19 protein-coding genes are annotated in these 24,488 nt (G+C 41.8%); 18 read left to right on the forward strand and 1 reads right to left on the reverse strand.

Annotated elements, in window-relative coordinates; all coding sequences use genetic code 11:
• Positions 1 to 156 precede the first annotated feature (156 nt).
• The 14 genes from PCY06_RS04720 (at position 157) to PCY06_RS04785 (ending at position 19,636) form a co-directional block, all read left to right on the forward strand.
• A complete protein-coding gene (locus PCY06_RS04720) occupies positions 157 to 1,233 on the forward strand; it encodes a carbamoyl phosphate synthase small subunit (protein ID WP_048779566.1) in 1,077 nt (358 codons plus the stop codon).
• Positions 1,234 to 1,256: 23 nt separating this feature from the next.
• Complete coding sequence (gene carB / locus PCY06_RS04725) at positions 1,257 to 4,436, forward strand: carbamoyl-phosphate synthase large subunit (RefSeq protein WP_061595735.1); 3,180 nt, start codon at positions 1,257 to 1,259, stop codon at positions 4,434 to 4,436.
• 885 nt (positions 4,437 to 5,321) lie between these two features.
• The gene (gene pyrR / locus PCY06_RS04730; RefSeq protein ID WP_082307652.1) at positions 5,322 to 5,843 is read left to right on the forward strand and encodes a bifunctional pyr operon transcriptional regulator/uracil phosphoribosyltransferase PyrR; all 522 of its coding nucleotides are present in this window, start codon (positions 5,322 to 5,324) and stop codon (positions 5,841 to 5,843) included.
• Between the two features lie 8 nt (positions 5,844 to 5,851).
• Positions 5,852 to 7,135 (forward strand): uracil-xanthine permease family protein, encoded by a 1,284-nt coding sequence (locus PCY06_RS04735; RefSeq protein ID WP_061595737.1) that lies wholly within the window; start codon positions 5,852 to 5,854, stop codon positions 7,133 to 7,135.
• Between the two features lie 106 nt (positions 7,136 to 7,241).
• Positions 7,242 to 8,162 carry an aspartate carbamoyltransferase catalytic subunit gene (locus PCY06_RS04740; RefSeq protein ID WP_008808699.1) on the forward strand — a complete coding sequence of 307 codons (921 nt, stop codon included), beginning with the start codon at positions 7,242 to 7,244 and terminating at the stop codon, positions 8,160 to 8,162.
• 213 nt (positions 8,163 to 8,375) lie between these two features.
• Positions 8,376 to 10,631, forward strand: a complete 2,256-nt coding sequence (locus PCY06_RS04745; protein WP_082307651.1) for a CAP domain-containing protein — start codon at positions 8,376 to 8,378, stop codon at positions 10,629 to 10,631.
• A 139-nt stretch (positions 10,632 to 10,770) separates the two neighbouring features.
• Positions 10,771 to 11,514 (forward strand): DeoR/GlpR family DNA-binding transcription regulator, encoded by a 744-nt coding sequence (locus PCY06_RS04750; RefSeq protein WP_082307650.1) that lies wholly within the window; start codon positions 10,771 to 10,773, stop codon positions 11,512 to 11,514.
• Positions 11,511 to 12,422 (forward strand): 1-phosphofructokinase, encoded by a 912-nt coding sequence (pfkB, locus tag PCY06_RS04755; RefSeq protein ID WP_082307649.1) that lies wholly within the window; start codon positions 11,511 to 11,513, stop codon positions 12,420 to 12,422. The genes PCY06_RS04750 and pfkB overlap by 4 nt, the downstream gene beginning before the upstream one ends.
• Positions 12,419 to 14,401: a fructose-specific PTS transporter subunit EIIC gene (locus PCY06_RS04760; protein WP_082307648.1), complete on the forward strand. Its 1,983-nt coding sequence runs from the start codon at positions 12,419 to 12,421 to the stop codon at positions 14,399 to 14,401. The genes pfkB and PCY06_RS04760 overlap by 4 nt, the downstream gene beginning before the upstream one ends.
• A 152-nt stretch (positions 14,402 to 14,553) precedes the next feature.
• Positions 14,554 to 14,928 carry a DUF1149 family protein gene (locus PCY06_RS04765; protein ID WP_008808694.1) on the forward strand — a complete coding sequence of 125 codons (375 nt, stop codon included), beginning with the start codon at positions 14,554 to 14,556 and terminating at the stop codon, positions 14,926 to 14,928.
• Positions 14,929 to 15,780 carry a DegV family protein gene (locus PCY06_RS04770; RefSeq protein WP_045774005.1) on the forward strand — a complete coding sequence of 284 codons (852 nt, stop codon included), beginning with the start codon at positions 14,929 to 14,931 and terminating at the stop codon, positions 15,778 to 15,780.
• A gap of 30 nt (positions 15,781 to 15,810) precedes the next feature.
• The gene (gene dapB / locus PCY06_RS04775; RefSeq protein ID WP_061583398.1) at positions 15,811 to 16,578 is read left to right on the forward strand and encodes a 4-hydroxy-tetrahydrodipicolinate reductase; all 768 of its coding nucleotides are present in this window, start codon (positions 15,811 to 15,813) and stop codon (positions 16,576 to 16,578) included.
• A complete protein-coding gene (locus PCY06_RS04780; protein WP_061595741.1) occupies positions 16,575 to 17,774 on the forward strand; it encodes a CCA tRNA nucleotidyltransferase in 1,200 nt (399 codons plus the stop codon). The genes dapB and PCY06_RS04780 overlap by 4 nt, the downstream gene beginning before the upstream one ends.
• The gene (locus PCY06_RS04785; RefSeq protein ID WP_061595742.1) at positions 17,771 to 19,636 is read left to right on the forward strand and encodes an ABC-F family ATP-binding cassette domain-containing protein; all 1,866 of its coding nucleotides are present in this window, start codon (positions 17,771 to 17,773) and stop codon (positions 19,634 to 19,636) included. The genes PCY06_RS04780 and PCY06_RS04785 overlap by 4 nt, the downstream gene beginning before the upstream one ends.
• A 63-nt stretch (positions 19,637 to 19,699) precedes the next feature.
• Here the strand turns inward: PCY06_RS04785 and guaA are convergent, their stop codons facing one another.
• Complete coding sequence (guaA, locus tag PCY06_RS04790; RefSeq protein WP_061595743.1) at positions 19,700 to 21,256, reverse strand: glutamine-hydrolyzing GMP synthase; 1,557 nt, start codon at positions 21,254 to 21,256, stop codon at positions 19,700 to 19,702.
• Between the two features lie 142 nt (positions 21,257 to 21,398).
• Between guaA and PCY06_RS04795 the strand changes: the two genes are divergently transcribed.
• The 4 genes from PCY06_RS04795 to ffh all read left to right on the forward strand — a co-directional run bounded on the left by PCY06_RS04795 (position 21,399) and on the right by ffh (position 24,413).
• Positions 21,399 to 22,097, forward strand: coding sequence for a GntR family transcriptional regulator (locus tag PCY06_RS04795; RefSeq protein ID WP_045502937.1), 699 nt, complete (start codon positions 21,399 to 21,401; stop codon positions 22,095 to 22,097).
• Between the two features lie 162 nt (positions 22,098 to 22,259).
• The gene (locus tag PCY06_RS04800; protein ID WP_008808687.1) at positions 22,260 to 22,592 is read left to right on the forward strand and encodes a putative DNA-binding protein; all 333 of its coding nucleotides are present in this window, start codon (positions 22,260 to 22,262) and stop codon (positions 22,590 to 22,592) included.
• 2 nt (positions 22,593 to 22,594) lie between these two features.
• Positions 22,595 to 22,810, forward strand: coding sequence for a hypothetical protein (locus tag PCY06_RS04805; RefSeq protein WP_061583394.1), 216 nt, complete (start codon positions 22,595 to 22,597; stop codon positions 22,808 to 22,810).
• Positions 22,811 to 22,838: 28 nt separating this feature from the next.
• Positions 22,839 to 24,413, forward strand: a complete 1,575-nt coding sequence (gene ffh / locus PCY06_RS04810) for a signal recognition particle protein (RefSeq protein ID WP_061583393.1) — start codon at positions 22,839 to 22,841, stop codon at positions 24,411 to 24,413.
• Positions 24,414 to 24,488: the final 75 nt, after the last annotated feature.

Genomic DNA, 24,488 nt, shown 5'->3' on the forward strand with positions numbered 1-24,488 from the left:
AGAATGGCTATTATTGAAGCAGTTCTGAAAGGACGACAATAATCTCGGACAGTGAGCCGGGAGTGGGTGAAGCTATGCGAAGCAATCCTACTCCCTATTATTATATTTCTTATGTGGATGGTCATAGGTGGTCTGCATCTTAGACAGGAGGGAACAATGGTAAAGAGACTTTTAATATTAGAAAATGGCATGATTTTCGAAGGGGAAGCTTTTGGAGCAGATCTTCTCGTAACAGGCGAAATCGTCTTTAACACGGGCATGACAGGCTATCAAGAATCAATTACGGATCAGTCTTATAACGGACAGATTTTGACCTTTACTTATCCCTTAGTTGGAAATTATGGTGTCAATCGGGACGACTATGAATCTATTCTGCCGACCTGTAAGGGAGTTGTGGTCTATGAGTATGCACGACGTGCCAGCAATTGGCGCCAGCAATTGTCTTTGGATGAGTTCCTCAAAATCAAGAAGATACCAGGAATCTCAGGGATTGATACAAGAGCACTAACTAAGATTATACGCCAACATGGAACCATGCGGGCAATCATTGCCAACGCGAATGGTAGTATTGAGCGTTTACAAGACCAGCTTCAGTCTATAGTTCTGCCAACTGATAACATTAAGCAGGTTTCTACCAAGCAGTCTTATCCTGCTCCGGGAACTGGTCGAAACGTGGTATTGGTGGACTTTGGTCTCAAGCATTCTATCCTGCGGGAGTTAGCCAAACGCAACTGTAGCGTGACAGTGGTACCTTATAATACCAGCGCTGAGGAAATTCTCCAGCTTAATCCTGATGGGGTTATGTTGTCAAATGGACCGGGAAATCCGGAAGATGTGCCAGAGGCTCTGGACATGATTCGAGGTATTCAGGGCAAGATTCCAATTTTTGGAATCTGTATGGGACATCAGCTCTTCTCCATGGCTAACGGTGCAAAGACGCATAAGATGAAGTTCGGTCACCGTGGTTTCAACCATGCGGTACGTGAGATTGCAACAGGCCGAGTTGATTTTACCAGTCAAAATCATGGCTATGCCGTCAGCCGTGAGGATTTGCCAGAATGCCTGATTGTGACCCATGAAGAAATCAATGATAAGTCTGTCGAAGGTGTGCGCCATCGGGATTATCCTGCCTTTTCTGTACAGTTCCACCCAGATGCTGCGCCGGGACCGCATGACGCAGATTATCTCTTTGATGAATTTATGGAAATGATGGATGCCCATCAGGCATACTAGGAAGCAAGATTGAGAGGTACACTATGCCAAAACGTAAAGATATTCAGAAAATTATGGTCATCGGTTCTGGTCCTATCGTTATCGGACAGGCCGCGGAGTTTGACTATGCTGGGACTCAGGCTTGCCTGTCCTTAAAAGAAGAGGGCTACAGTGTTGTTTTGGTCAATTCTAACCCAGCGACCATCATGACGGACAAGGAAATTGCAGACAGGGTTTATATCGAGCCTATCACGCTGGAGTTTGTTGCGCGGATATTGCGTAAGGAGCGGCCAGATGCTCTTCTGCCTACTTTGGGCGGCCAGACCGGACTCAATATGGCCATGGAACTATCCAAGTCAGGACTTTTAGAAGAGCTGGGAGTGGAACTCTTGGGAACTAAGTTATCAGCTATTGGCCAAGCGGAAGACCGGGATCTCTTCAAGCAGCTGATGGAAGAGCTTGGCCAGCCCATCCCTGAGTCAGAAATTGTCAATACAGTGGATCAAGCGCTGGAATTTGCGGCTGAAATCGGCTATCCAGTCATTGTCCGTCCGGCATTTACACTGGGAGGAACTGGCGGTGGTATCTGTAGTAATGAAGAAGAGCTGCAGGAAATCGCAGAAAACGGCCTCAAACTCTCTCCAGTGACTCAGTGCCTGATTGAGCGCTCCATAGCAGGCTTTAAGGAAATCGAATACGAAGTCATGCGGGATGGCGCAGACAATGCGCTGGTCGTATGTAATATGGAAAACTTTGACCCCGTCGGCATTCACACAGGCGATTCTATCGTCTTTGCGCCAAGTCAGACTATCTCAGACTATGAATACCAGATGTTGCGGGACGCCAGCCTCAAGATTATTCGAGCGCTGAAGATTGAGGGCGGCTGTAATGTGCAGCTGGCTCTGGACCCGCATAGTTTCAAATACTATGTTATCGAGGTCAATCCACGGGTTTCCCGCTCATCAGCCCTTGCCTCTAAGGCGACCGGCTATCCGATTGCCAAGCTGGCGGCTAAAATCGCAGTCGGGCTCACATTGGATGAAATCATCAATCCGGTGACAGGCTCTACCTATGCTATGTTTGAGCCGGCTCTGGACTATGTAGTCGCTAAGATTCCGCGCTTTCCATTTGATAAATTTGAGCAGGGTGAGCGCCGTCTGGGAACCCAGATGAAGGCGACCGGGGAAGTCATGGCTATCGGCCGCAATATTGAGGAGAGTCTGCTCAAGGCTTGCCGTTCTCTGGAAGTCGGTGTGGACCACAACGAGCTGCCTGCTCTCAGTCAAGTAAGCGATGATGAGTTGATGAGGAAGATAGTCAAGGCGCAAGATGACCGACTTTTCTATATTTCAGAGGCTATTCGTCGTGGTTACAGTCCGGATGAAATTGCGGAGCTGACCAAGATTGATGTCTTTTTCCTGGATAAGCTGCTCCATATTTACGAAATTGAGCAGGAGCTGGCCAGTCATATCGGAGATAGCTATGTGCTTAAGAAGGCTAAGCAAAATGGCTTTGCGGATACTAAGATTGCATCCTTGTGGGGGATGACAGCTGAGCAGGTGCGTCGCATCCGGCAGGAGCAGAAGATTTTGCCGGTTTACAAGATGGTGGATACCTGTGCTGCTGAGTTCGGGTCTGCGACGCCTTATTTCTACTCTACCTATGGCTTTGAAAATGAATCTGTCAAATCCAGCAAGGAATCAGTTCTGGTGCTGGGCTCTGGTCCTATCCGAATCGGGCAGGGAGTCGAGTTTGACTATGCGACCGTTCATTCTGTAAAGGCTATTCAGGCGGCTGGTTACGAAGCGATTATCATGAACAGCAATCCAGAGACTGTTTCGACTGACTTTTCTGTTTCTGACAAGCTCTATTTTGAGCCGCTGACCTTTGAAGATGTCATGAATGTCATTGAGCTGGAACAGCCTAAAGGGGTTATCGTTCAGTTTGGCGGTCAGACAGCCATTAATCTTGCAGAGCCTCTGTCCAAGGCTGGTGTTAAGATTTTAGGTACCCAAGTGGCGGACTTGGATCGAGCTGAGGATCGGGATCTCTTTGAGCAAGCTCTGAAGGAGTTGGATATTCCGCAGCCACCAGGTCAGACAGCCACTAATGAAGAGGAGGCAGTAGAGGCTGCTCGTAAGATTGGCTTCCCCGTTCTGGTGCGTCCTTCATATGTCTTGGGTGGCCGTGCCATGGAAATCGTAGAAAACGAAGCTGATTTGCGTTCTTATATGCGGACAGCGGTTAAGGCCAGTCCAGATCATCCGGTTTTGGTTGATTCTTACATTGTCGGGGATGAGTGCGAAGTAGATGCCATTTCTGATGGCCGGCTGGTCTTGATTCCAGGGATTATGGAGCATATCGAGCGGGCAGGAGTTCACTCAGGAGATTCCATGGCGGCTTATCCGCCACAAACCCTATCGCAGAAAGTTAAGGATACCATTGCAGACTATACCAAGCGTTTGGCTCTGGGACTGAACTGTATCGGTATGATGAATATTCAGTTCGTCATCAAGGATGAGCAGGTCTATGTCATTGAGGTCAACCCACGGGCCAGCCGGACTGTTCCTTTCTTGTCCAAGGTGACCGATATTCCAATGGCGCAAGTGGCGACTCGTTTGATTCTTGGGGAAAGCTTGGCAGAGCTGGGCTATGAAGATGGTCTTTATCCAGAAAGTTCAATGGTTCATATCAAGGCGCCAGTCTTCTCCTTTACCAAGCTGGCGAAGGTTGACAGTCTTTTGGGACCTGAAATGAAGTCTACCGGCGAAGTCATGGGTAGTGACCGCACGCTCGAAAAAGCACTCTATAAGGCTTTTGAGGCTTCCTATCTCCATCTGCCAAACTTTGGAAATATCGTCTTTACTATTGCAGGCGATAGCAAGGAAGAAGCCTTGCAGCTGGCTCAGCGTTTTGCCAATATTGGCTATGGTATTTGGGCAACCAAGGGAACAGCCTCTTATTTTGAAAATCACGGCCTGCACGTCCGTCTGGTAGAAAAAATCGGCAGTGATGATAACAAGGACATTCCAGCCTATATCCGAAAGGGCAAGATTCAGGCTATTATCAACACGGTCGGAACCAAGCGGACAGCAGATAAGCATGGTCAAATTATCCGTAGCTCAGCTATCGAGCACGGAGTTCCACTCTTCACAGCCTTGGACACAGCTGATGCCATGCTGAAGGTGCTTGAAAGCCGCAGTTTCACTACAGAGGCGATATAGAGCTAGAATTTTGTGTTCTAGATTGTCGTTTGACTGTCTGAAAGTCTGAAAAGTAATCTCATACGGTTAAGCTTGAGAAATGCAACTGTCCAAGCTTATTCTGTCCTTAAATAGCCATAATAAATGACCATTCAAATATATAAAATTAAAATCAAAGAAGAAGTGGGAAAGTATCCTGCTTCCTTTTTTGCTTTATTTTGATTTCTAGTCACTCTCAGCCTTCCTTGAAGAATTTAAACTTAGGTGAAAATGAGCTGAAAAACTGGATGGAATTAATCAATTTACTTCTTTAGATAATTTGGATATGAACAAGAATAAAATCATAACTTAAGCACTTCAGGAACCAAATAAGACTGTGACTTTTATCAATGTCAGCGACAATTATATCCCCAAAGCAGAGCTTGAATCAAATGAAAATAAAATTCCAAAAGCAATCGCGCAGCATTTTCCTGATGTTCAGGGGGATAACATTGACAATAACAAGGAAGCTAAAGAAAAAAAGCTGATGGACTTAAAAAAGAAGAACCTTCTAAAGCCACGTCAAGATCTGAAGCAAAAGATGAAAAGTCTTTGCCAATCATTGATGAAAAGGAGTCTCTTAGAGCTAATAAAAAATAGACAGACATAAAAAACGAGAAAAATAAGGAGTTCTTGAATAGACAATCTATTTTTTGCTTAAAATTTGAATTTAATTCTTGAAATTGTTTGGAAATTGTGATAAAGTATTAACAATTAAATAATCCTTTAATTCTATCCAGAGAGGTAGACAAGGAGCAAGTAGAAATTGGGTTGAGCATATACAGGTGCGTCTTGTTTGCAAACCCAGCAAATTATTCTGTAGTCTCCTTGAAAAAGGAGACTTTTTTGTTGGTTTAGGGGGTATTCATGAAAACAAAAGAAGTTGTTGATGATATTACAATGAACCGTGCGATCACACGGATTACTTATGAAATCATCGAACGCAACAAAGAATTGAACCAAGTAGTCTTGGCGGGAATTAAAACTCGTGGAGTTCACTTGGCTAATCGTATCCAAAAACGATTAGCACAATTGGAACAAATTGATATTCCAGTAGCTGAAATTGATACAAAACCTTTTAGAGATGACAAAAAGAGTCAGGAAGAAGATACGACTTTGATTCCTGTAGATATTACTGACCGTCAAGTGATTCTGATTGACGATGTTCTCTACACAGGTCGTACCATTCGGGCGGCCATTGACAATCTCGTAAGCCACGGTAGACCTTCGCGCGTTAGCCTAGCAGTCTTGGTTGACCGAGGCCATCGGGAATTACCAATTAGAACTGACTATATTGGAAAAAATATTCCAACTAGTAGAACAGAAGAAATCATTGTAGAAATGACCGAAACTGATGGTCAAGATCGTATCTTAATAAAAGGGGAATAATAATCTATATGAATCAAGAAGTAAAGTATGATGTTCATGATATGCCAAAACCAGGCTTGCTTTTAGGCTTATCCTTCCAGCATCTGTTTGCTATGTTTGGCGCGACTGTTCTAGTCCCAATCTTAGTAGGGATTGATCCAGCAGTTGCCCTGTTCTCAAGTGGCCTAGGAACCCTAGCACACCTAACAGTTACCAAGTATAAGATACCAGCCTATATGGGATCCAGCTTTGCTTATATAGCAGCCATGCAATTACTGATGAAAACTGATGGTATCGGAGCGGTAGCACAAGGTGCTATCACAGGTGGTTTGGTCTACTTTATCGTAGCCATGATTGTTAAGTTTGCTGGAAACGCCTGGATTGATAAAATCCTACCTCCTGTAGTTGTAGGACCAATTATCATGGTAATCGGTCTAAGTTTAGCTGGCACAGCTGTTAACGACGTTATGAATAAGACAGGAGCTAATGGTGAAAAGGTTTATGATTTGACTTATTTCACTATTGGAATGGTGACCTTGTTAGCAGTCATTCTCTTTAACATATATGGTAAAAAAATTATCGGTATCATTCCTGTCTTACTAGGTTTGATAGTTGGATACTTCTTTAGTTTAATTCTTGGTGCAATAACTGGACAGGAGATTGTCTCATTTGCAAAGGTTGGTGAAGCATCTTGGTTCCACCTTCCACCAATGAGCCTTCCTTTCTTAGATTATGATGTAAAATTTTACCCTAGTGCAATTTTAACCATGGCACCTATCGCCTTTGTAACCATGACAGAGCACTTTGGCCACGTCATGGTATTAAATAGCTTGACAGGAAAAGATTTCTTCAAAGATCCAGGCTTAGATAAAACTTTGACTGGTGATGGGCTAGCTCAGATTATTGCAGGGCTTTTCGGAGCGCCGCCAGTGACTAGCTATGGAGAGAATATCGGAGTCATGGCGCTCAATAAAATATACAGCGTCTATGTGATAGCTGGTGCTGCAGTTCTTGCCATCGTCATGAGTTTTGTCGGAAAAGTTTCCGCTTTGCTCCAATCAATCCCGAGTCCAGTTCTAGGTGGAATATCCATTGCTCTCTTCGGTGTAATTGCCTCAAGTGGACTTAAAATTCTCATAGAAGCCCAGACTAATTTTGATAACAAAAAGAATCTACTGATTGCCAGTGTCATATTGGTTTCTGGTATCGGTGGCCTGACCTTGCAACTGTCGGGTCTGCAAATCTCAGGTGTAGCCTTGTCAACTATTCTGGGAATTGTCCTCTATCTTGTCCTGCCTGAACCTAAGAATTAGGTCAGACATCTGATTTATTAAACTGTTCAACATTAATTTATTTCAATTTACCTCTAAGGCAAAATTGAAATAGAGCTCTAAGTATTATCATAAAGGAGATCTTATCATGTCATCTAATCAAATCGCTCTTAAAAACCTTGTCTCAATGGAAACCTTGTCAAACGAAGAAGTTATGGCCTTGATCAAACGAGGAATTGAATTTAAAAATGGAGCAAAAGCCAACTATGACGAACAGCATATCGTGGCCAATCTTTTCTTCGAACCTTCAACCAGAACCCACAAGGCTTTTGAAGTAGCAGAATTGAAATTGGGTTGCGACCTACTGGATTTCGATGTGAAAACTAGTTCAGTCAACAAAGGTGAAACCCTATATGATACGATTTTAACTATGTCTGCACTCGGTGTTGACATCTGTGTCATTCGCCACCCAGAAGTAGACTATTACAAAGAGCTAGTGGAAAGCCCAACCATTACAACATCTATCGTTAACGGCGGTGATGGTTCAGGTCAGCACCCAAGTCAAAGTCTCCTAGACTTAATGACAATTTACCAAGAATTTGGACACTTCGAAGGATTGAAAGTTGCAATTGCTGGTGACTTAGATCACTCACGTGTAGCTAAATCTAACATGCAGATTCTTAAACGATTGGGAGCAGAGCTTTATTTTGCAGGACCAGAAGAATGGAGAAGTGAAGAATTCTCTCACTATGGTGAATTTGTAACAATCGATGAAGTTATTGACAAAGTAGATGTCATGATGTTCTTGCGTGTTCAACACGAGCGTCATGATTATGAGTCTATCTTTTCTAAAGAAAACTACCACAGACTGCATGGGCTGACTCAAGAGCGTTACGACCGTATGAAAGACACAGCTATTCTGATGCATCCAGCTCCAGTTAACCGAGATGTAGAAATTGCTGACCATTTAGTTGAAGCACCAAAATCACGTATTGTTGAACAGATGACGAATGGAGTCTTTGTCAGAATGGCAATTATAGAAGCTGTTCTCAAAGGTCGCCAAAAATGATAAGAAATATCCCAAAAATCAGGCATCTAGTCTGATTTTTTGATTATTTTATAAAAAAACTTACATTTGCAAATAGTCATCAAATTGTAATCAAAAAGCTATGAAAACGAAACGAATTTTATCTTTGTTTTTCACAAAGACATGATAGAATGAGTCAAGCGAAGTGGTATGAATAAATATCAATATAAAAATTAGGAGGATTTGGAGAGAGAAATGGAAAAGAAATTAGGAAAATCAGTTGTTGCAACAGGGATTGCAGCAACCACTTTGATTTCAGGAGTTGTGGGAAATCATGTAAATGCTGATGAGTTAACAAAACCTTCTCAACGATCAGAACAAAATGATCTTGAAGTGACAGAAATTCAGAAAGATCTGGCAAAAGCACAAGTAGATGCTCAGAAAGATGTTGTTGAAAAAGCTAAAGATGAACTTGAGAAAGCTCAAGAAGCAAATCAAAACACTCAAGCTCAGCTCAATCAAGCGAAAGAAGTCAACAAAGAAGCTAGTCCAGAAGCTGTCGCAGAAGCAAAAGCAGAAGTAAGTAAAGCTGAAGCTGAAGTGAATGCAAATCAAGCTTCATTAAACAACTCGCAAAGTCAAGAACTTCCTTCAGAACAAGCAGTTCAACAACAGGAAAATGTCGTTGTCGGACAACGGACTTTGGTAGACGTTGCCGAGAGAGAATATAACGAAGCGAAAGCCCCTATCATTAGAGAAGAACAAGAACTAGCTCAAGCTAAGGCAGAAGAAGAACAAGCTACTCAAGAACTCGCAGCTAAACAAGCTAATCTTGCAGCTGTTCAGCAAAACATTGCAAATTCACCAAGTAATACAGCTAATCTTGAGCAGGCTATCCAAACAAACCAAAATGAAATCAACCAGATTCAGACTGCAATTAATCAAAAAGAAGCTGAATTGGCAAATACCCCACAAACTGAAACAACAACACAAGCTGCTAATACCTATCAAGAGCTCCTTCAAAACTTGCAAAGCCAAGGAGCAACTCAAGAAATTAGAGATGCTGCAGCTAACGCACTCGCTTTATACAAACGGTCCCAAGCTGAAGATGGGTTAACAGTTGGCAGCGACTCTACCAGCTCAGCGACTCTTGAAAATAATTTAAAAGCTGTAGAAGTTATTCGAGCAATAAATAACTACCGAGCACAGGCAGGATTACCTCCATTATATGTTGATCCATATGCAAATGTTGCCAGTCAAATTCAATCAGCCTTTTTCGAGCAAAACGGTCGCCACATGTTTAAGTATATAAAAAATGAAAATGTGGCTATCAGCTTTACACCTAAGGCATCAGTTGATTTTTGGTACAGTGAAAAAGCATTGTATCAAGAGATCGCTGCGCGCTATAATTTACCAACCGACGAATCTCAGCTGGATGCCAATGATATTTATATGAAAATTGGTGCTGCTGAATTCGCAAGAGTTGGTCATTACTTGCAAATGTTGGATAATAAGGCAACTGCAATTTCTGCATCTTATAACACTGTTCCTAATCAGTACAGTTCAACAAATGGAACTGCAACAGTTGGTTTCCATCAAGTAGGAAACTTGAACCAACGCTTGCAAAACGGAACCTTGATGAGCCTAGCTGATTACGAAAACTTACTAGCTAGCGCACGCCAATCACGGACGAATACAAACGAAAAATATGCTGCTTTAAAAAATGAAATTGCTGCTTTAAAAGTTGAAAAAACAAATCGCGAAGTAAGAGCTGGTATTTTAAATAGTCAACTAAATGATCTCCAGTCACAATCAAGTGACCAAGCGCAAGTTTTAGCAAACGCTCAATATCAGCTTCTGAATGCTCAAGATCGTGTTGCGGCTGCTGCAAGAAACACTGCTGACAAACAGCAAGCACTTGAGAATGCAACTAGAAGATACGAAGCAGAGTTAGAACCTAAGCGATTGGCTTTAGATTTAGCAAGAGAGAAATTAGCTGCAGAAAGTTCAAAACTTGAATCTTTAAGAGCAGCTTTACAATCTACTAAAGCGAATACAATTGAAGCAAGAAAGCAATTAATTGATTCTCAAGTTCGCTTGAAACAAGTTCAAGAAAGAGCCAAACAATTAGCTCAAGCTCCTCAACAGCTTTCTAAGGCTCGTAAGGCAGTTGCATCAGCCAAAGCTGATCTTGCCGCAAAAGAAACAAAATACAAAGCTGAAGAGAGTCTTTTGGAACTCTATCAAGAAGTTCATGCTAGATTAGAAGCTAAACACAATCAATTAAGAGCTAAGAATGCAGCTAAAGAAACTGCTAAAGATCAGCCTGTTGATGCTAAAAACGTCTATCAGGGTGAAGCAATACACCACACACAAGATAAGTCTTCTAAAGCAAAACAAAACGTATCTGCTACAGGAGTAAAAACAGAGCAAATAGGAATTATAGCTGCGGTAGCTGGATTCTTTGGACTTGCTGGTGTTGCTCTTAAACGATTTAGAAGAAAATCCTAAAAATTAACAAAGAGGTGTGAGATCTAATTTCATCCTCTTTTTTTTATATTCTTCTGTGATAGAAAATGAAAGAAAATGCTTGACTTTGGAAAGTATTGGTGTATAATAATAAATGTAAGCTGTTTCAGGAGGGAGAGATATGCTAAAGTCAGAACGAAAACAAGTGATTTTAGAACAGTTAAAAGATCATCGAACAGTTTCCTTAGATCGTTTAGTACATATTCTAAAAACTTCAGAATCCACCGTTCGGCGCGATTTGGATGAATTAGAAAGTGAACAAAAGCTTCGACGGATTCATGGCGGTGCAGAAAACATTCATTTTTTACAAGAAGAAGAAAGCAATCAAGAAAAATCTATCAAAAACATTCAATTTAAGCAAAAGATTGCAGAAAAAGCTGCCAGCCTTATTCAGGATCATGATGTAGTCTTTATTGATGCTGGTACTACAAATGAGTTGTTAATACAAGCAATTCATAACCACCGAGTAACGATCGTAACCAATTCTATTCATCATGCATCAAAACTTGTTGAGCGAAATATCCCTACAGTTATTGTCGGTGGAACAGTAAAAAGTTCAACAGATGCCAGCATAGGTGGAGTAGCTCTTAATCAAATTGGCCAACTGAATTTTGATAAAGCTTTTATTGGAATGAATGGTATTGATGATGGTTTTTATTCGACACCAGATATGGAAGAGGGCGCTGTTAAGCGTGCTATTATGGAAAACGCAAAACAAACTTATGTATTATCAGACTCATCAAAACTGGGCCATATATCTTTTGTTAAAGTGGCTCCTCTTGCTAAAGCAAAAATAATTACTAATAAAATTTCGTCCATCTTGCTGGAAAAAATTAAGGAAAAAACGGAGGTGATTGAAGTATGATTTATACTGTAACATTAAACCCGTCCATTGACTACATTGTCCGTTTGGATAAAGTCCTGATTGGAAGTGTCAATCGAATGGATAGTGATGACAAGTTTGCTGGTGGAAAAGGTATCAATGTTAGCCGAGTTCTAAAAAGATTAGGTATTGATAACAAAGCAACTGGTTTTATTGGTGGCTTTACTGGTAAATTTATCACGGACACTCTTGAGGAAGAAGGAATCTCCAGTCACTTCGTAGAAGTTGAGGATGATACACGCATCAATGTCAAGATAAAAGCAGATGCTGAAACGGAAATTAATGGACCCGGCCCTGACATTTCTAGTCTGAAATTGGAGGAATTAAAGAGTATTCTTGCTTCTCTAACTGCTGATGATACAGTAGTTTTTGCTGGAAGTAGTCCTAAAAATTTAGGAAATACTATCTACAAAGAATTGATTGGGCTAACCAGGAAAACAGGAGCGCAAGTAGTCTGTGACTTCGAAGGACAAACATTGCTTGATTCCTTGGAGTTTGAGCCACTTTTGGTCAAACCAAATAATCACGAACTAGGCGATATTTTTGGAATGAAACTAGAAAGTTTAGATGAAATCGAGAAATATGCTCGTCAAATCTTAGACAAAGGAGCACAACATGTGATCATTTCTATGGCTGGTGACGGTGCCTTGTTGGTGACTCAAGAAGGTGCATACTTTGCAAAACCTATCAAGGGGAGTGTCAAAAATTCTGTCGGGGCTGGCGATTCTATGGTCGCTGGATTCACAGGCGAATTTGTCAAATCAAAAGATGCAGTAGAAGCATTTCAATGGGGTGTGGCTTGCGGAACGGCAACTACCTTCTCAGATGACTTGGCAACAGCTGAATTTATTAAAGAAACATATGAAAAAGTTGAGGTAGAAAAAAGATGAAAATTCAAGACCTATTGAGAAAAGATGTCATGTTGCTGGATTTGCAGGCAACTGAAAAAACTGCAGTCATAGAAGAGATGATTAAAAGCTTGGTTGATCACGGTTATGTAACAGACTTTGAAGCTTTTAAAGAAGGAATTTTGGCGCGTGAAGCCTTGACTTCTACAGGTCTTGGTGACGGAATCGCTATGCCTCACAGCAAAAATTCTGCTGTTAAAGAAGCAACAGTTTTATTTGCTAAGTCAAACAAGGGTGTCGATTATGAAAGTCTAGATGGACAACCAACTGATCTATTCTTCATGATTGCAGCTCCAGAAGGTGCTAATGATACTCACCTGGCTGCCTTGGCTGAATTATCCCAGTACCTGATGAAAGATGGTTTTGCGGATAAACTTCGTCAAGTAACTTCGCCTGATCAAGTGATCGAGCTCTTTGACCAAGCTTCAGAAAAAGCAGAAGAAGCTGCTGTCGTTGAACCTGCAAATGAAGGTGGAGACTTCCTTGTAGCTGTAACAGCATGTACTACAGGAATTGCTCATACCTACATGGCACAAGAGGCCTTACAGAAGGTCGCTGCTGAAATGGGTGTTGGTATCAAGGTTGAAACCAATGGTGCCAGCGGTGTCGGAAATAAGTTGACAGCTGAGGATATTAAAAATGCTAAGGCTGTTATTATTGCTGCTGACAAGGCAGTAGAGATGGATCGCTTTGACGGCAAACCGTTGATAAAACGTCCTGTAGCTGATGGAATTCGCAAAACAGAAGAACTGATCAATTTGGCTCTTTCAGGGAAAGCTGAAGTATACAAGGCTGCTAATGGCGGAGCAGTAGAAGAAAACAATGAGAAACTTAGTCTGGGTGCTGCTTTCTACAAGCACCTGATGAGTGGTGTTTCCCAAATGTTGCCATTCGTTATCGGTGGCGGGATTATGATAGCGATCTCATTCTTGCTTGACCAAGGGGTTCCTAAAGACCAGTTGGGTCACTTGGGGAATTATAATGGCTTGTCAGCACTCTTCAATCAAATTGGTGGAGCAGCCTTTGGCTTCATGGTTCCCGTATTAGCTGCTTATATCGCTTATTCCATTGCCGAAAAGCCTGGATTGGTAGCTGGTTTCGTAGCAGGGGCAATTGCAAAGGCAGGTATTGCTTATGGAAATATTCCTGTATACAAAGATCTTGCAGATAAAACTCCAGAACAAGTTCAAGAAATCTTACAAGCTCTAGCTAAATCTCAAGTATCATCAGGTTTCCTTGGAGCTCTTGTAGGTGGTTTCTTAGCCGGTGGTATCGTACTCTTACTTAGAAAATACATCAAGGTTCCACGTTCACTTGAAGGCGTGAAGTCAATCCTTCTTCTTCCTTTGTTAGGTGTTGCTCTTACAGGATTTGCTATGTTGGCAATTAATATCCCAATGTCAGCGATTAATACATCTCTTAATACCTTCCTTACAAGCTTGCAAGGAACTTCAGCAGTTTTACTCGGTCTCTTGGTTGGTGGTATGATGGCTGTTGATATGGGTGGTCCTGTAAATAAGGCTGCATATACTGTAGGTACTCTTTCTTTAGCTGATTCATTGACAAGTGGTGGTTCAACTGTTATGGCTGCGGTTATGGCAGCTGGTATGGTTCCTCCTTTAGCAGTATTTGTAGCAACTATTCTTTACAAGAACAAATTTTCACAAGAAGAGCGTGACTCTGGTATTACAAACATTGTCATGGGACTATCTTTCATCACAGAAGGTGCGATTCCATTTGGTGCTGCTGACCCAGCCCGCGCTATTCCAAGCTTTATCGTAGGTTCAGCTCTTACAGGTGCTCTTGTAGGTCTTTCTGGAATCAAACTCATGGCCCCTCACGGAGGAATCTTCGTAATTGGATTGACAAACAACCCAATCCTTTACTTGGTATATGTTTTGATTGGCGCAGTAGTCAGTGGTATTATCTTCGGATTCTTACGCAAACCTTTATCAAAATAAGTTTAATCAAGGACTTCTTCGGAGGTCCTTTTTTTGTAGATAATTATATTCTTTATGAAGATAAAGAGAATGAGTAAGAGAAAAGCAAACTATAGTCAGTGATTGAAAATTATGCTATAATTTACATAACGCAAATTTTTAGGAGAACAACAATGGAACTACAACGCGAAAAAGAATTCGTCAGCCAATATCACTTTGATGCACGTAATTTTGAATGGGAAAAAGAAAACGGAACACCTGAAACAAAAGTCGATGTCAATTTTCAATTATTGAATCATGATCAAGAAAATCAAGTAACTTCTTTGGTTGTTATTTTGAATTACATGATCGTTTTTGAAGCCTTTGTGATTAGTGGTGTAATTTCTCAAGTTAACCATATTCAAGGTCGAATTATTGGCGAACCAAGTGAATTTGATCAAGAGGAAGTAGAGCAATTAGCCAAGCCATGCTTATCAATGCTTAACCGCTTGACTTATGAAGTGACAGAAATCGCCCTGGATTTACCAGGTATTAATTTGGAGTTCTAAATGAAACTAGCTGTTATTACAGATTCCTCAGCCTACTTAAAACCGGAAGTCTTAGAAAAGGAAAATCTATTTATTCTGGATATTCCAGTTTTCATTGATGGGAAAACATACGTTGAAGGGAAAAATCTGACTGCAGAAGAATTCTATCAAAAAATGGCACTCTCTGCTGAATTACCCAAAACAAGCCAGCCTAGTATAGCTGAATTGGAAGATCTGCTTTCTACTTTAGCGGGAAACGGATATACTCACGTTCTGGGACTCTTTCTTTCTAGCGGTATTTCTGGCTTTTATCAAAACATTCAGTTCTTAAAAGATGAATTTCCTCAGTTGGAAATTGCTTTTCCAGACTCTAAGATTACCAGCGCCCCATTAGGAATTATGGTTCAATCTGCGCTCAACTGGGCAGAAGCAGGACTAGATTTCAATGAAATCCTCAGAAGAATTAATGCTCAGATTGACGGAACTAGCGCCTTTATCATGGTTGATGATTTGAATCATCTTGTTAAAGGTGGTCGCCTTTCAAACGGAGCTGCTATTCTAGGAAATCTACTAAGTATTAAGCCAATTCTATATTTTAATCATCATGGAGTGATTGAAGTTTTTGAAAAGATTCGGACGGAGAAGAAGGCAACTAAACGACTTATTGAACTAGTTGAGGAACGGACTTCGTCAGGCAAATATGAAATTATCGTCATTCATGCTAATGCAGTTGATAAGGCTGAAACCTTACGCCAATCTCTACTAGAAAGTAACATTAGTGCAGAGATTTCTCTAGCAACTTTTGGTAGTGTTATTGGAACACATCTTGGAGAAGGAAGTATCGCATTAGGCTACATTCCTCTGTTTGACTAATACTCAAATCTATCAAAAAAGGAGATGCAGATGGGAATTAAAATAATCATTGCAGGCTTCAAAGGTAAAATGGGCCAAGCAGCCTATAAAATGGTAACAGAAGATCCAGAACTAGAATTAGTTGGACTTTTGGATCCTTTTACGGATGAAAAAGAAGTAGCAGGTGTTCCTGTTTTCAACGCAAAGGAAGAATTGACTGGACTGAAAGCCCATGTCTGGGTTGATTTTACAACCCCTAAAGTAGCTTATGACAATACTCGCTTCGCTTTGGAACAGGGGTTTTGTCCAGTTGTTGGAACAACAGGTTTTACTCCAGAGCAATTGAAAGAGTTGATCACGCTGTCTAGAGAAAAGCAGTTGGGTGGATTGATTGCTCCAAACTTTGCCTTGGGAGCTGTTTTGCTGATGCAGTTCGCAGCTCAAGCAGCTAAGTATTTCCCAAATGTAGAAATTATCGAGCTGCATCATGACCAGAAAAAGGATGCACCGAGTGGGACAGCTATTAAGACGGCTGAGCTCATTAGTCAGGTTAGACCAAGCAAACGGCAGGGAGCTGCTGATGAGGAAGAGTCTATAGCTGGCGCCCGCGGAGCTGATTTCGATGGCATGCGTATTCATTCAGTTCGCTTGCCTGGTTTGGTTGCCCACCAAGAAGTAATATTTGGCAGCCAAGGAGAGGGATTAACCCTGCGGCATGATTCCTATGACCGTGCTTCCTTTATGACAGGAGTTAATCTGGCCATTAAAGAAGTTGTCAAACGCTCAGAATTAGTCTATGGATTGGAACATTTACTATGAGATTAGAAACTCTGCCTTCTGAATTTCAGGAGGCTTTGCCAGTATTAGAGAAGATAAAAGCTGCTGGTTTTGAAGCTTATTTTGTTGGAGGCTCTGTTCGCGATGCTCTTTTGCAGAGACCTATTCACGATGTGGATATTGCCAGCTCCAGCTATCCCGAGGAAACCAAGCGTATCTTTGGTCGGACAGTTGATGTGGGGATTGAGCATGGAACCGTCTTGGTTCTGGAAAATAACCGTGAATACGAAGTGACGACTTTCCGGACCGAGGATGTCTATGTGGACTACCGCAGGCCTAGCAAGGTTTCTTTTGTGCGTTCTTTGGAAGAAGATCTCAAGCGACGCGATTTCACCATCAACGCCCTTGCTTTGGACGAAAACGGTCAAGTTATTGATCTTTTCCAAGGCTTGGATGACTTGGAAAATCGGATTTTGCGGGCTGTTGGGACGCCTGCTGAGCGCTTTAATGAAGATGCTCTGCGCATCATGCGGGGCTTTCGCTTTCAAGGCACCTTGAATTTTGACTTGGAGCAAGATACTTTATCAGCTATGACGGACTGTTCTCCCCTGCTGGAAAAGATTTCAGTTGAACGCATTTTTATCGAGTTTGACAAACTCTTACTGGCTCCGTTTTGGCGCAAGGGCTTAGAGTCACTCTTGACAAGCGGTGCCATTGAATTTTTGCCAGATTTGAAGGGAAGCGGAGCTAAATTAGAGCAGCTCTTTGAATTGGATTCAGACTTTTGCTTTTCAGCATCTGAACAGGCTTGGGCAGCTCTTTTGTTAGCATTGAAAACACAGGATGTTCAACGATTTTTGAGAATTTGGAAAACCTCTCGTGAATTTGCCAAAAGAGTAGCAGATATTGTTGAAATTGTGACGATTCGCTCAGAACGGGACTTGACCAAGCGTGACTGCTATGATTACGATATAGACTTATTGCTACAAGCAGAAGAACTTCGTCAGGCGCAAGGTTTGACAGTGGACTTCTCTGCGATTCATAATCTTGATGCCAGTCTGACTATTCACAGCAAGCAGGAAATGGTAGTCAATGGTGGCATGCTGATGCGGGAGTTCGGCTTTGAGCCAGGACCAAAACTTGGTCAAATTTTAAAAGAGTTGGAATACGCTATTGTAGACGGCCACTTACCTAATGACTTAGAGGCCATTTATGCCTATATCAAGGAGAAAAAATGAGCGATTTTATCGTTGACAAGCTAACCAAATCAGTAGGAGATAAGACTGTTTTTCGGGATATTTCCTTTATCATTCACGACCTAGACCGGATTGGTCTGATTGGTGTCAATGGAACAGGAAAGACAACGCTACTAGATGTCTTGTCAGGCAAGTCAGGTTTTGACGGCGATGTCAGCCCTTTTTCTGCTAAGACGGGCTATAAGATTGCTTACCTGACTCAGGAGCCTGATTTTGATGAGGAGCAGACGGTGCTTGATACTGTTTTGTCCAGTGATTTACGGGAAATGCAGTTGATTCGAGAGTATGAGCTGCTTTTGACGACCTATGATGAAAGTCAGCAGTCTAGGCTAGAAGCGGTTATGGCAGAGATGGACTCACTACATGCTTGGGAAATCGAAAGCCAGGTTAAGACAGTCCTGTCCAAGCTTGGTCTAACAAATCTGTCTCTCAAGGTTGGTCAGTTATCAGGAGGCCTTCGTCGACGAGTGCAGCTGGCCCAGGTTCTCTTAGGCGATGCAGATTTGCTCTTACTGGATGAGCCGACTAACCACCTAGACATTGATACCATTGAATGGCTGACGCACTTCTTGAAAAATTCAAAGAAAACCGTCCTTTTCATCACCCACGACCGCTATTTCTTGGATAATATTTCGACACGAATTTTTGAGTTAGATGGCGGTCGCTTGATTGAATACCAGGGAAATTATCAAGACTATGTTCGTCTCAAGGCAGAGCAGGATGAACGGGATGCGGCCTTACTTCACAAAAAGCAGCAACTATACAAGCAGGAGCTTTCTTGGATGCGGCGGCAGCCTCAGGCTCGGGCAACCAAGCAACAGGCTCGTATCAATCGTTTCCATGACCTCAAGAAAGATTTGACCGGTCAGACGACTGATAGCAACCTGGAAATGAACTTTGAAACCAGCCGTATTGGTAAGAAAGTTATCGAGTTTCAAAATGTAGATTTTGCTTATGATCAGAAGCCTATTCTCTCTCAGTTCAGTCTTTTGATTCAGAACAAGGACCGCATTGGGATTGTCGGAGATAACGGTGTCGGCAAGTCAACCTTGCTCAATCTGATTGCTGGAAAACTTCAGCCTCAGGCTGGTCAGCTCATTATCGGAGATACAGTCCGAGTGGCCTATTTCTCTCAGCAGATTGAGGGATTGGATGAGTCTAAGCGGGTCATCAACTACCTGCAAGAAGTGGCTGAAGAGGTCAAGATAAGCAGTGGAACGACTTCCATTGCAGAACTCTTGGAGCAGTTTCTTTTTCCTCGTTCTACTCATGGAACTTTGATCAACAAGCTATCTGGTGGAGAGAAAAAACGCCTTTATCTGCTCAAGCTTCTCTTGGAAAAGCCCAATGTCTTGCTTCTAGACGAGCCAACTAATGATTTGGATATTGCAACTCTGACGGTGTTAGAAAACTTTCTGCAAGGCTTTTCCGGGCCAGTTATTACGGTCAGCCATGACCGATATTTTCTAGACAAGGTAGCCAGCAAAATTTTGGCTTTTGAAGCTGGGGGTATCAAAGAGTTTTTTGGCAATTACACGGATTACTTAGACGAAAAAGCCTTTTTGGCAGAAAGCTCTGCTATTTTCCAAAAGACTGAAAAGGAAAAATCGACCAAAGTGCGTGAGGTGAAAAAGCGCATGACCTACTTTGAAAAGCAGGAGTGGGAGACTATCGAGGCAGATATCGAGACGCTGGAGGGGCGAATTGCTGAGATTGAAGTGGCCATGCAGGAGAATGGCTCTGACTTTGCTCGCCTGTCTCAACTCCAGCAGGAACTGGATGAGCAGAACGAAAAACTGCTGGAAAAATACGAGCGCTATGAATACCTGAGTGGGTTAGAGTAGAAAAGCAAAAAATTAGACTAAAAAGCGTAGGAAAGAAAACTTCCTACGCTTTTTAGTCTAATTTTATTCCCACTCAACGGTTGCAGGTGGTTTGCTTGTGATATCATAGACGATGCGGTTGACGTGGTCTACTTCGTTTACAATACGTACAGAAATTTTTTGTAAAACTTCCCAAGGAATCTTGGCAAAGTCAGCTGTCATGCCATCGATAGAAGTGATAGCACGAATAGCAATGGTGTAGTCGTATGTCCGTCCGTCTCCCATGACCCCAACAGAACGAACACCAGTATTGACGGTGAAGTACTGCCAGATATCGCGGTCAAGCCCTGCCTTAGCAATTTCTTCACGAAGAATAGCATCAGACTCACGAACAGTTTCTAATTTCTCTTCAGTGATTTCTCCCATAACACGAATAGCAAGACCTGGGCCTGGGAACGGTTGGCGCCAGACGATTTCATCAGGCATACCAAGCTCTGTACCTAAGGCACGAACCTCGTCTTTATAAAGTGTGTTCAGCGGTTCAATCAGCTCAAACTGCATATCTTCGGGCAAACCACCCACGTTATGGTGAGACTTGATAGTCTGAGCAGTGTCAGTACCAGACTCAATCACATCGGTATACAGAGTTCCTTGTGCCAAGAATTTTACATCTTTCAGTTTGCTGGCTTCGTCGTCAAAGACATAGACAAATTCATTTCCAATGATTTTGCGTTTTTGTTCTGGATCAGAAATACCTGCGAGTTTATCAAGGAAACGTTTAGCTGCGTCTGCTTTAACGATATTTAGTCCGAATTTTCCGCCCAACATTTCCATAACTTGATCAGCTTCACCCTTACGCAAAAGGCCGTGATCAACAAAGATACAGATTAATTGGTCCCCAATAGCTTTTTGCAAAAGAACACCGACCACAGAAGAATCAACCCCACCTGATAGACCAAGAAGAACACGCTTGTCACCAACAGTCTCACGGATTTGTTTGATCTGCATATCAATGAAATTGTCCATTGACCAGTCGCCTTTGGCTCCACAGATATTTAGAGCAAAGTTGCGAAGAATATCATAACCAAACTCAGAATGGCGAACTTCAGGGTGGAATTGAATCCCATAAATCTTCTTAGCAGGATGCTCAATTGCTGCAAAAGGACAATCAGCAGAAGTACCAGTGCGGACAAAGTCAGCAGGGATTTCAGTTACCGCATCTCCATGGCTCATAAGAACCAATTGTTCTTCAGGTGTACTCTCAAAAAGAGGAGAAGCAGTGCGAATCAATTTAGACTGACCGTATTCACGGTTTCCAGCATCACCAGCCGGCACTACCTTACCTCCCAATTTATGAGTCAGAAGTTGCATACCATAGCAAATCCCTAAAATTGGAATGCCTAACTCAAAAATTTCAGGATCAATATCAAAGGAACCGTCTTCATAAACAGAGTTTGGTCCACCAGAAAGAATAATTCCGACAGGATTGAGCTCTTTTACCTCTGCAGCGGAAATTTTATTACTCTTTAATTCAGAAAATACCCCAATTTCACGAATCCGACGAGAGATGAGCTGGTTGTATTGGCTGCCGTAGTCCAATACGATAATTTTTTCGACATCTTGCAATTCAGATTTAGTCATCTTTTTCCTTCCCTAAAAGAAATTTATTTTTCCTTATTCTATCATAAAAGAGAGGCTTTTTCCAATGCCATTAAGTAAATGTTGACTTTTATTTCGATTGATAATACAATATTTTTAAAAGGAAATCCAAAAGGAGATCACTATGCTCCCTGCTTATTTACAAATTCATGATCAAATCAAAAAAGAAATTGATGAAGAAGTCTGGCAAATTGGACAGAGATTACCCAGTGAGCGAGACTTAGCTGAGACTTTTCAAGTTAGTCGAATGACTCTTCGCCAAGCTATCACACTCCTTGTAGAAGAAGGAGTACTGGAACGACGGGTTGGGAGCGGAACATTTGTTGCCAGCACGCGCGTCCAGGAAAAAATGAGAGGCACTACCAGCTTTACTGAGATTATGAAGTCTCAGGGTAAGACACCTTCCAGTCAGTTGATCTCCTATCGACGAACTCTACCAAGCAAACAAGAAGTCGAAAAGCTAGGAATAAACAAGACTGAAAATATTATTCGAATGGAGCGGGTTCGCTACGCTGATAAGCTACCAGTGGTATACGAAGTAGCTTCAATACCAGAAAAGTTTATTAAAAATTTCAACAAAGAAGAAATTACCAGTCATTTCTTCCAAACTCTTCAAGAACATGGTTATAAGATTGGCAAATCCCAACAAACGATATACGCCCGCTTAGCTAAGGAAAAGATCGCCCATTATCTTGGAATTCCGAGAGGTCATGCCATTTTGGCTTTGACTCAGGTATCCTATTTCGAAGACGGAACAGCCTTTGAGTATGTAAAAAGTCAATATGTCGGCGAACGTTTTGAATTTTATCTAGAAAACAACTAATTTACATAATTTTGATTATGTCACACCCTTGAGAATACAAGGGTGTTTTTTTTTAACATAAAAAAGGATTAATTTGAATTACCTTAAAATATTTCATAAAGAAAAGTCATTTACTCTGTGAGTAACTAGAGTTTATTAGCCTTTTTTGGTATAATATTTCTTATGGAAATCGAAAAAACCAATCGTATGAATGCTCTGTTTGAATTTTATGCTGCTCTATTGACAGATAAACAGATGAATTACATCGAGCTTTATTATGCTGATGATTATAGTCTTGCTGAAATAGCAGAAGAATTTGGTGTCAGCCGTCAAGCAGTCTATGATAATATCAAACGAACAGAGAAGATTTTAGAAGACTATGAAATGAAGTTGCATATGTATTCTGACTACATTGTTAGGAGCCAAATTCTGGAAGAAATCGCTGACAAATATCCTGAAGATAGTTTCTTGCAAGAACAAATTGCGACTCTATCCAGCATTGATAACAGAGACTAATCATGGCTAGACAAGTTATCTACAAGGGAATGTCTTGCTGGTTATTGGAGTCGGAAGAACCTTTCCCTGCCAGAGTGCAAATCATCTCCCCCGACGATCTTTCTAAAGCGATGAAATTAGGATTCAGTTGCTGGGGATATCCAAATGAGATTATGAAAGAACTCTCTACAAAAGAATACCAATGTTTAAGTCGTCATGGACGATTTCCACTAAATTGATTGAAATAGAAACTAGGAGAAATAAAAAATGGCATTTGAAAGTTTAACAGAACGTCTGCAAAACGTCTTTAAAAATCTGCGCAGAAAAGGAAAAATCTCAGAGAGTGATGTACAGGAAGCAACCAAAGAGATTCGTCTAGCCCTTTTAGAAGCCGACGTTGCTCTGCCAGTTGTCAAAGACTTTATCAAGAAAGTCCGTGAGCGTGCGGTCGGTCACGAGGTTATCGATACCCTCAACCCAGCTCAACAGATTATCAAGATTGTTGACGAAGAGCTGACAACTATCCTGGGCTCTGATACTGCTGAAATTATCAAATCACCAAAGATTCCGACTATTATCATGATGGTCGGTTTACAAGGGGCTGGTAAGACCACCTTTGCTGGAAAGCTTGCTAATAAGCTCAAGAAAGAAGAAAAGGCTCGCCCGCTCATGATTGCGGCAGATATTTACCGGCCAGCGGCTATTGATCAGCTGAAAACACTGGGACAGCAAATTGATGTACCAGTCTTTGCCTTAGGTACGGAAGTTCCAGCTGTTGAGATTGTCCGTCAAGGTTTGGAGCAAGCCAAAGCCAACCACAACGACTATGTCCTGATTGATACGGCTGGTCGACTTCAGATTGACGAAAAGCTCATGCAGGAGCTGTCAGATGTCAAAGCGCTGGCTAATCCCAATGAAATCCTCTTAGTTGTCGATGCCATGATTGGTCAGGAAGCGGCTAATGTTGCTCGCGAATTTAACAGTCAATTGGAAGTGACCGGGGTTATCCTGACTAAGATTGATGGCGATACCCGTGGTGGTGCAGCTCTATCTGTCCGTCAGATTACTGGTAAGCCTATTAAATTTACTGGTACTGGTGAAAAGATCACCGATATCGAAACCTTCCACCCAGATCGCATGTCTAGTCGGATTTTGGGCATGGGGGATATGCTGACTCTGATTGAAAAAGCCTCTCAAGAATACGATGAGAAAAAATCGCTTGAAATGGCTGAAAAGATGCGGGAAAACACCTTTGATTTCAATGATTTCATTGATCAGTTGGATCAGGTACAAGGCATGGGTCCTATGGAAGATTTGATCAAAATGCTACCTGGTATGGCTAGCAATCCTGCTTTTAAAAACTTTAAGGTCGATGAAAGAGAAATTGCCCGCAAGCGTGCTATTGTATCTTCAATGACACCTGAAGAACGTGAAAATCCTGATTTATTGACACCTAGCCGTCGTCGTCGAATTGCTAATGGTTCAGGAAATAGCTTTGTAGACGTCAATAAGTTTATCAAAGATTTCAATCAGTCAAAACAATTGATGCAAGGTGTTCTCTCTGGTGACATGAGCAAGATGATGAAGCAAATGGGACTCAATCCAAACAATATGCCTAAAAACATGCCAGGAGGCGGTGCAATGCCAGATATGTCAGCACTTCAAGATATGATGGGTCAAGGCGGCATGCCGGATATGTCAGCTTTGGGAGGAGCTGGTATGCCCGATATGAGTCAAATGTTTGGCGGCGGTCTTAAAGGCAAGGCAGGAGAGTTTCTGATGCGTCGAAGTATGAACAAAATGGCTAAGCAAATGAAAAAGAATAAGAAGAAGCGGAAGTAATAACAAAAAACAAGTCGCATAACTAAGTTTTATGTGGCTTGTTTTTGGAAATATCAGATTCGGATATGGAGACTA

Source organism: Streptococcus sp. SG1 (assembly GCF_030439935.1).
Classification (GTDB): Bacteria; Bacillota; Bacilli; order Lactobacillales; family Streptococcaceae; genus Streptococcus; species Streptococcus gordonii.

Bases quoted from the DNA above. Each gene is read 5' to 3' on its own strand.
- PCY06_RS04720 (WP_048779566.1), top strand. From the start codon at position 157: ATGGTAAAGAGACTTTTAATATTAGAAAATGGCATGATTTTCGAAGGG.
- carB (WP_061595735.1), top strand. From the start codon at position 1,257: ATGCCAAAACGTAAAGATATTCAGAAAATTATGGTCATCGGTTCTGGT.
- pyrR (WP_082307652.1), top strand. From the start codon at position 5,322: ATGAAAACAAAAGAAGTTGTTGATGATATTACAATGAACCGTGCGATC.
- PCY06_RS04735 (WP_061595737.1), top strand. From the start codon at position 5,852: ATGAATCAAGAAGTAAAGTATGATGTTCATGATATGCCAAAACCAGGC.
- PCY06_RS04740 (WP_008808699.1), top strand. From the start codon at position 7,242: ATGTCATCTAATCAAATCGCTCTTAAAAACCTTGTCTCAATGGAAACC.
- PCY06_RS04745 (WP_082307651.1), top strand. From the start codon at position 8,376: ATGGAAAAGAAATTAGGAAAATCAGTTGTTGCAACAGGGATTGCAGCA.
- PCY06_RS04750 (WP_082307650.1), top strand. From the start codon at position 10,771: ATGCTAAAGTCAGAACGAAAACAAGTGATTTTAGAACAGTTAAAAGAT.
- pfkB (WP_082307649.1), top strand. From the start codon at position 11,511: ATGATTTATACTGTAACATTAAACCCGTCCATTGACTACATTGTCCGT.
- PCY06_RS04760 (WP_082307648.1), top strand. From the start codon at position 12,419: ATGAAAATTCAAGACCTATTGAGAAAAGATGTCATGTTGCTGGATTTG.
- PCY06_RS04765 (WP_008808694.1), top strand. From the start codon at position 14,554: ATGGAACTACAACGCGAAAAAGAATTCGTCAGCCAATATCACTTTGAT.
- PCY06_RS04770 (WP_045774005.1), top strand. From the start codon at position 14,929: ATGAAACTAGCTGTTATTACAGATTCCTCAGCCTACTTAAAACCGGAA.
- dapB (WP_061583398.1), top strand. From the start codon at position 15,811: ATGGGAATTAAAATAATCATTGCAGGCTTCAAAGGTAAAATGGGCCAA.
- PCY06_RS04780 (WP_061595741.1), top strand. From the start codon at position 16,575: ATGAGATTAGAAACTCTGCCTTCTGAATTTCAGGAGGCTTTGCCAGTA.
- PCY06_RS04785 (WP_061595742.1), top strand. From the start codon at position 17,771: ATGAGCGATTTTATCGTTGACAAGCTAACCAAATCAGTAGGAGATAAG.
- guaA (WP_061595743.1), bottom strand. From the start codon at position 21,256: ATGACTAAATCTGAATTGCAAGATGTCGAAAAAATTATCGTATTGGAC.
- PCY06_RS04795 (WP_045502937.1), top strand. From the start codon at position 21,399: ATGCTCCCTGCTTATTTACAAATTCATGATCAAATCAAAAAAGAAATT.
- PCY06_RS04800 (WP_008808687.1), top strand. From the start codon at position 22,260: ATGGAAATCGAAAAAACCAATCGTATGAATGCTCTGTTTGAATTTTAT.
- PCY06_RS04805 (WP_061583394.1), top strand. From the start codon at position 22,595: ATGGCTAGACAAGTTATCTACAAGGGAATGTCTTGCTGGTTATTGGAG.
- ffh (WP_061583393.1), top strand. From the start codon at position 22,839: ATGGCATTTGAAAGTTTAACAGAACGTCTGCAAAACGTCTTTAAAAAT.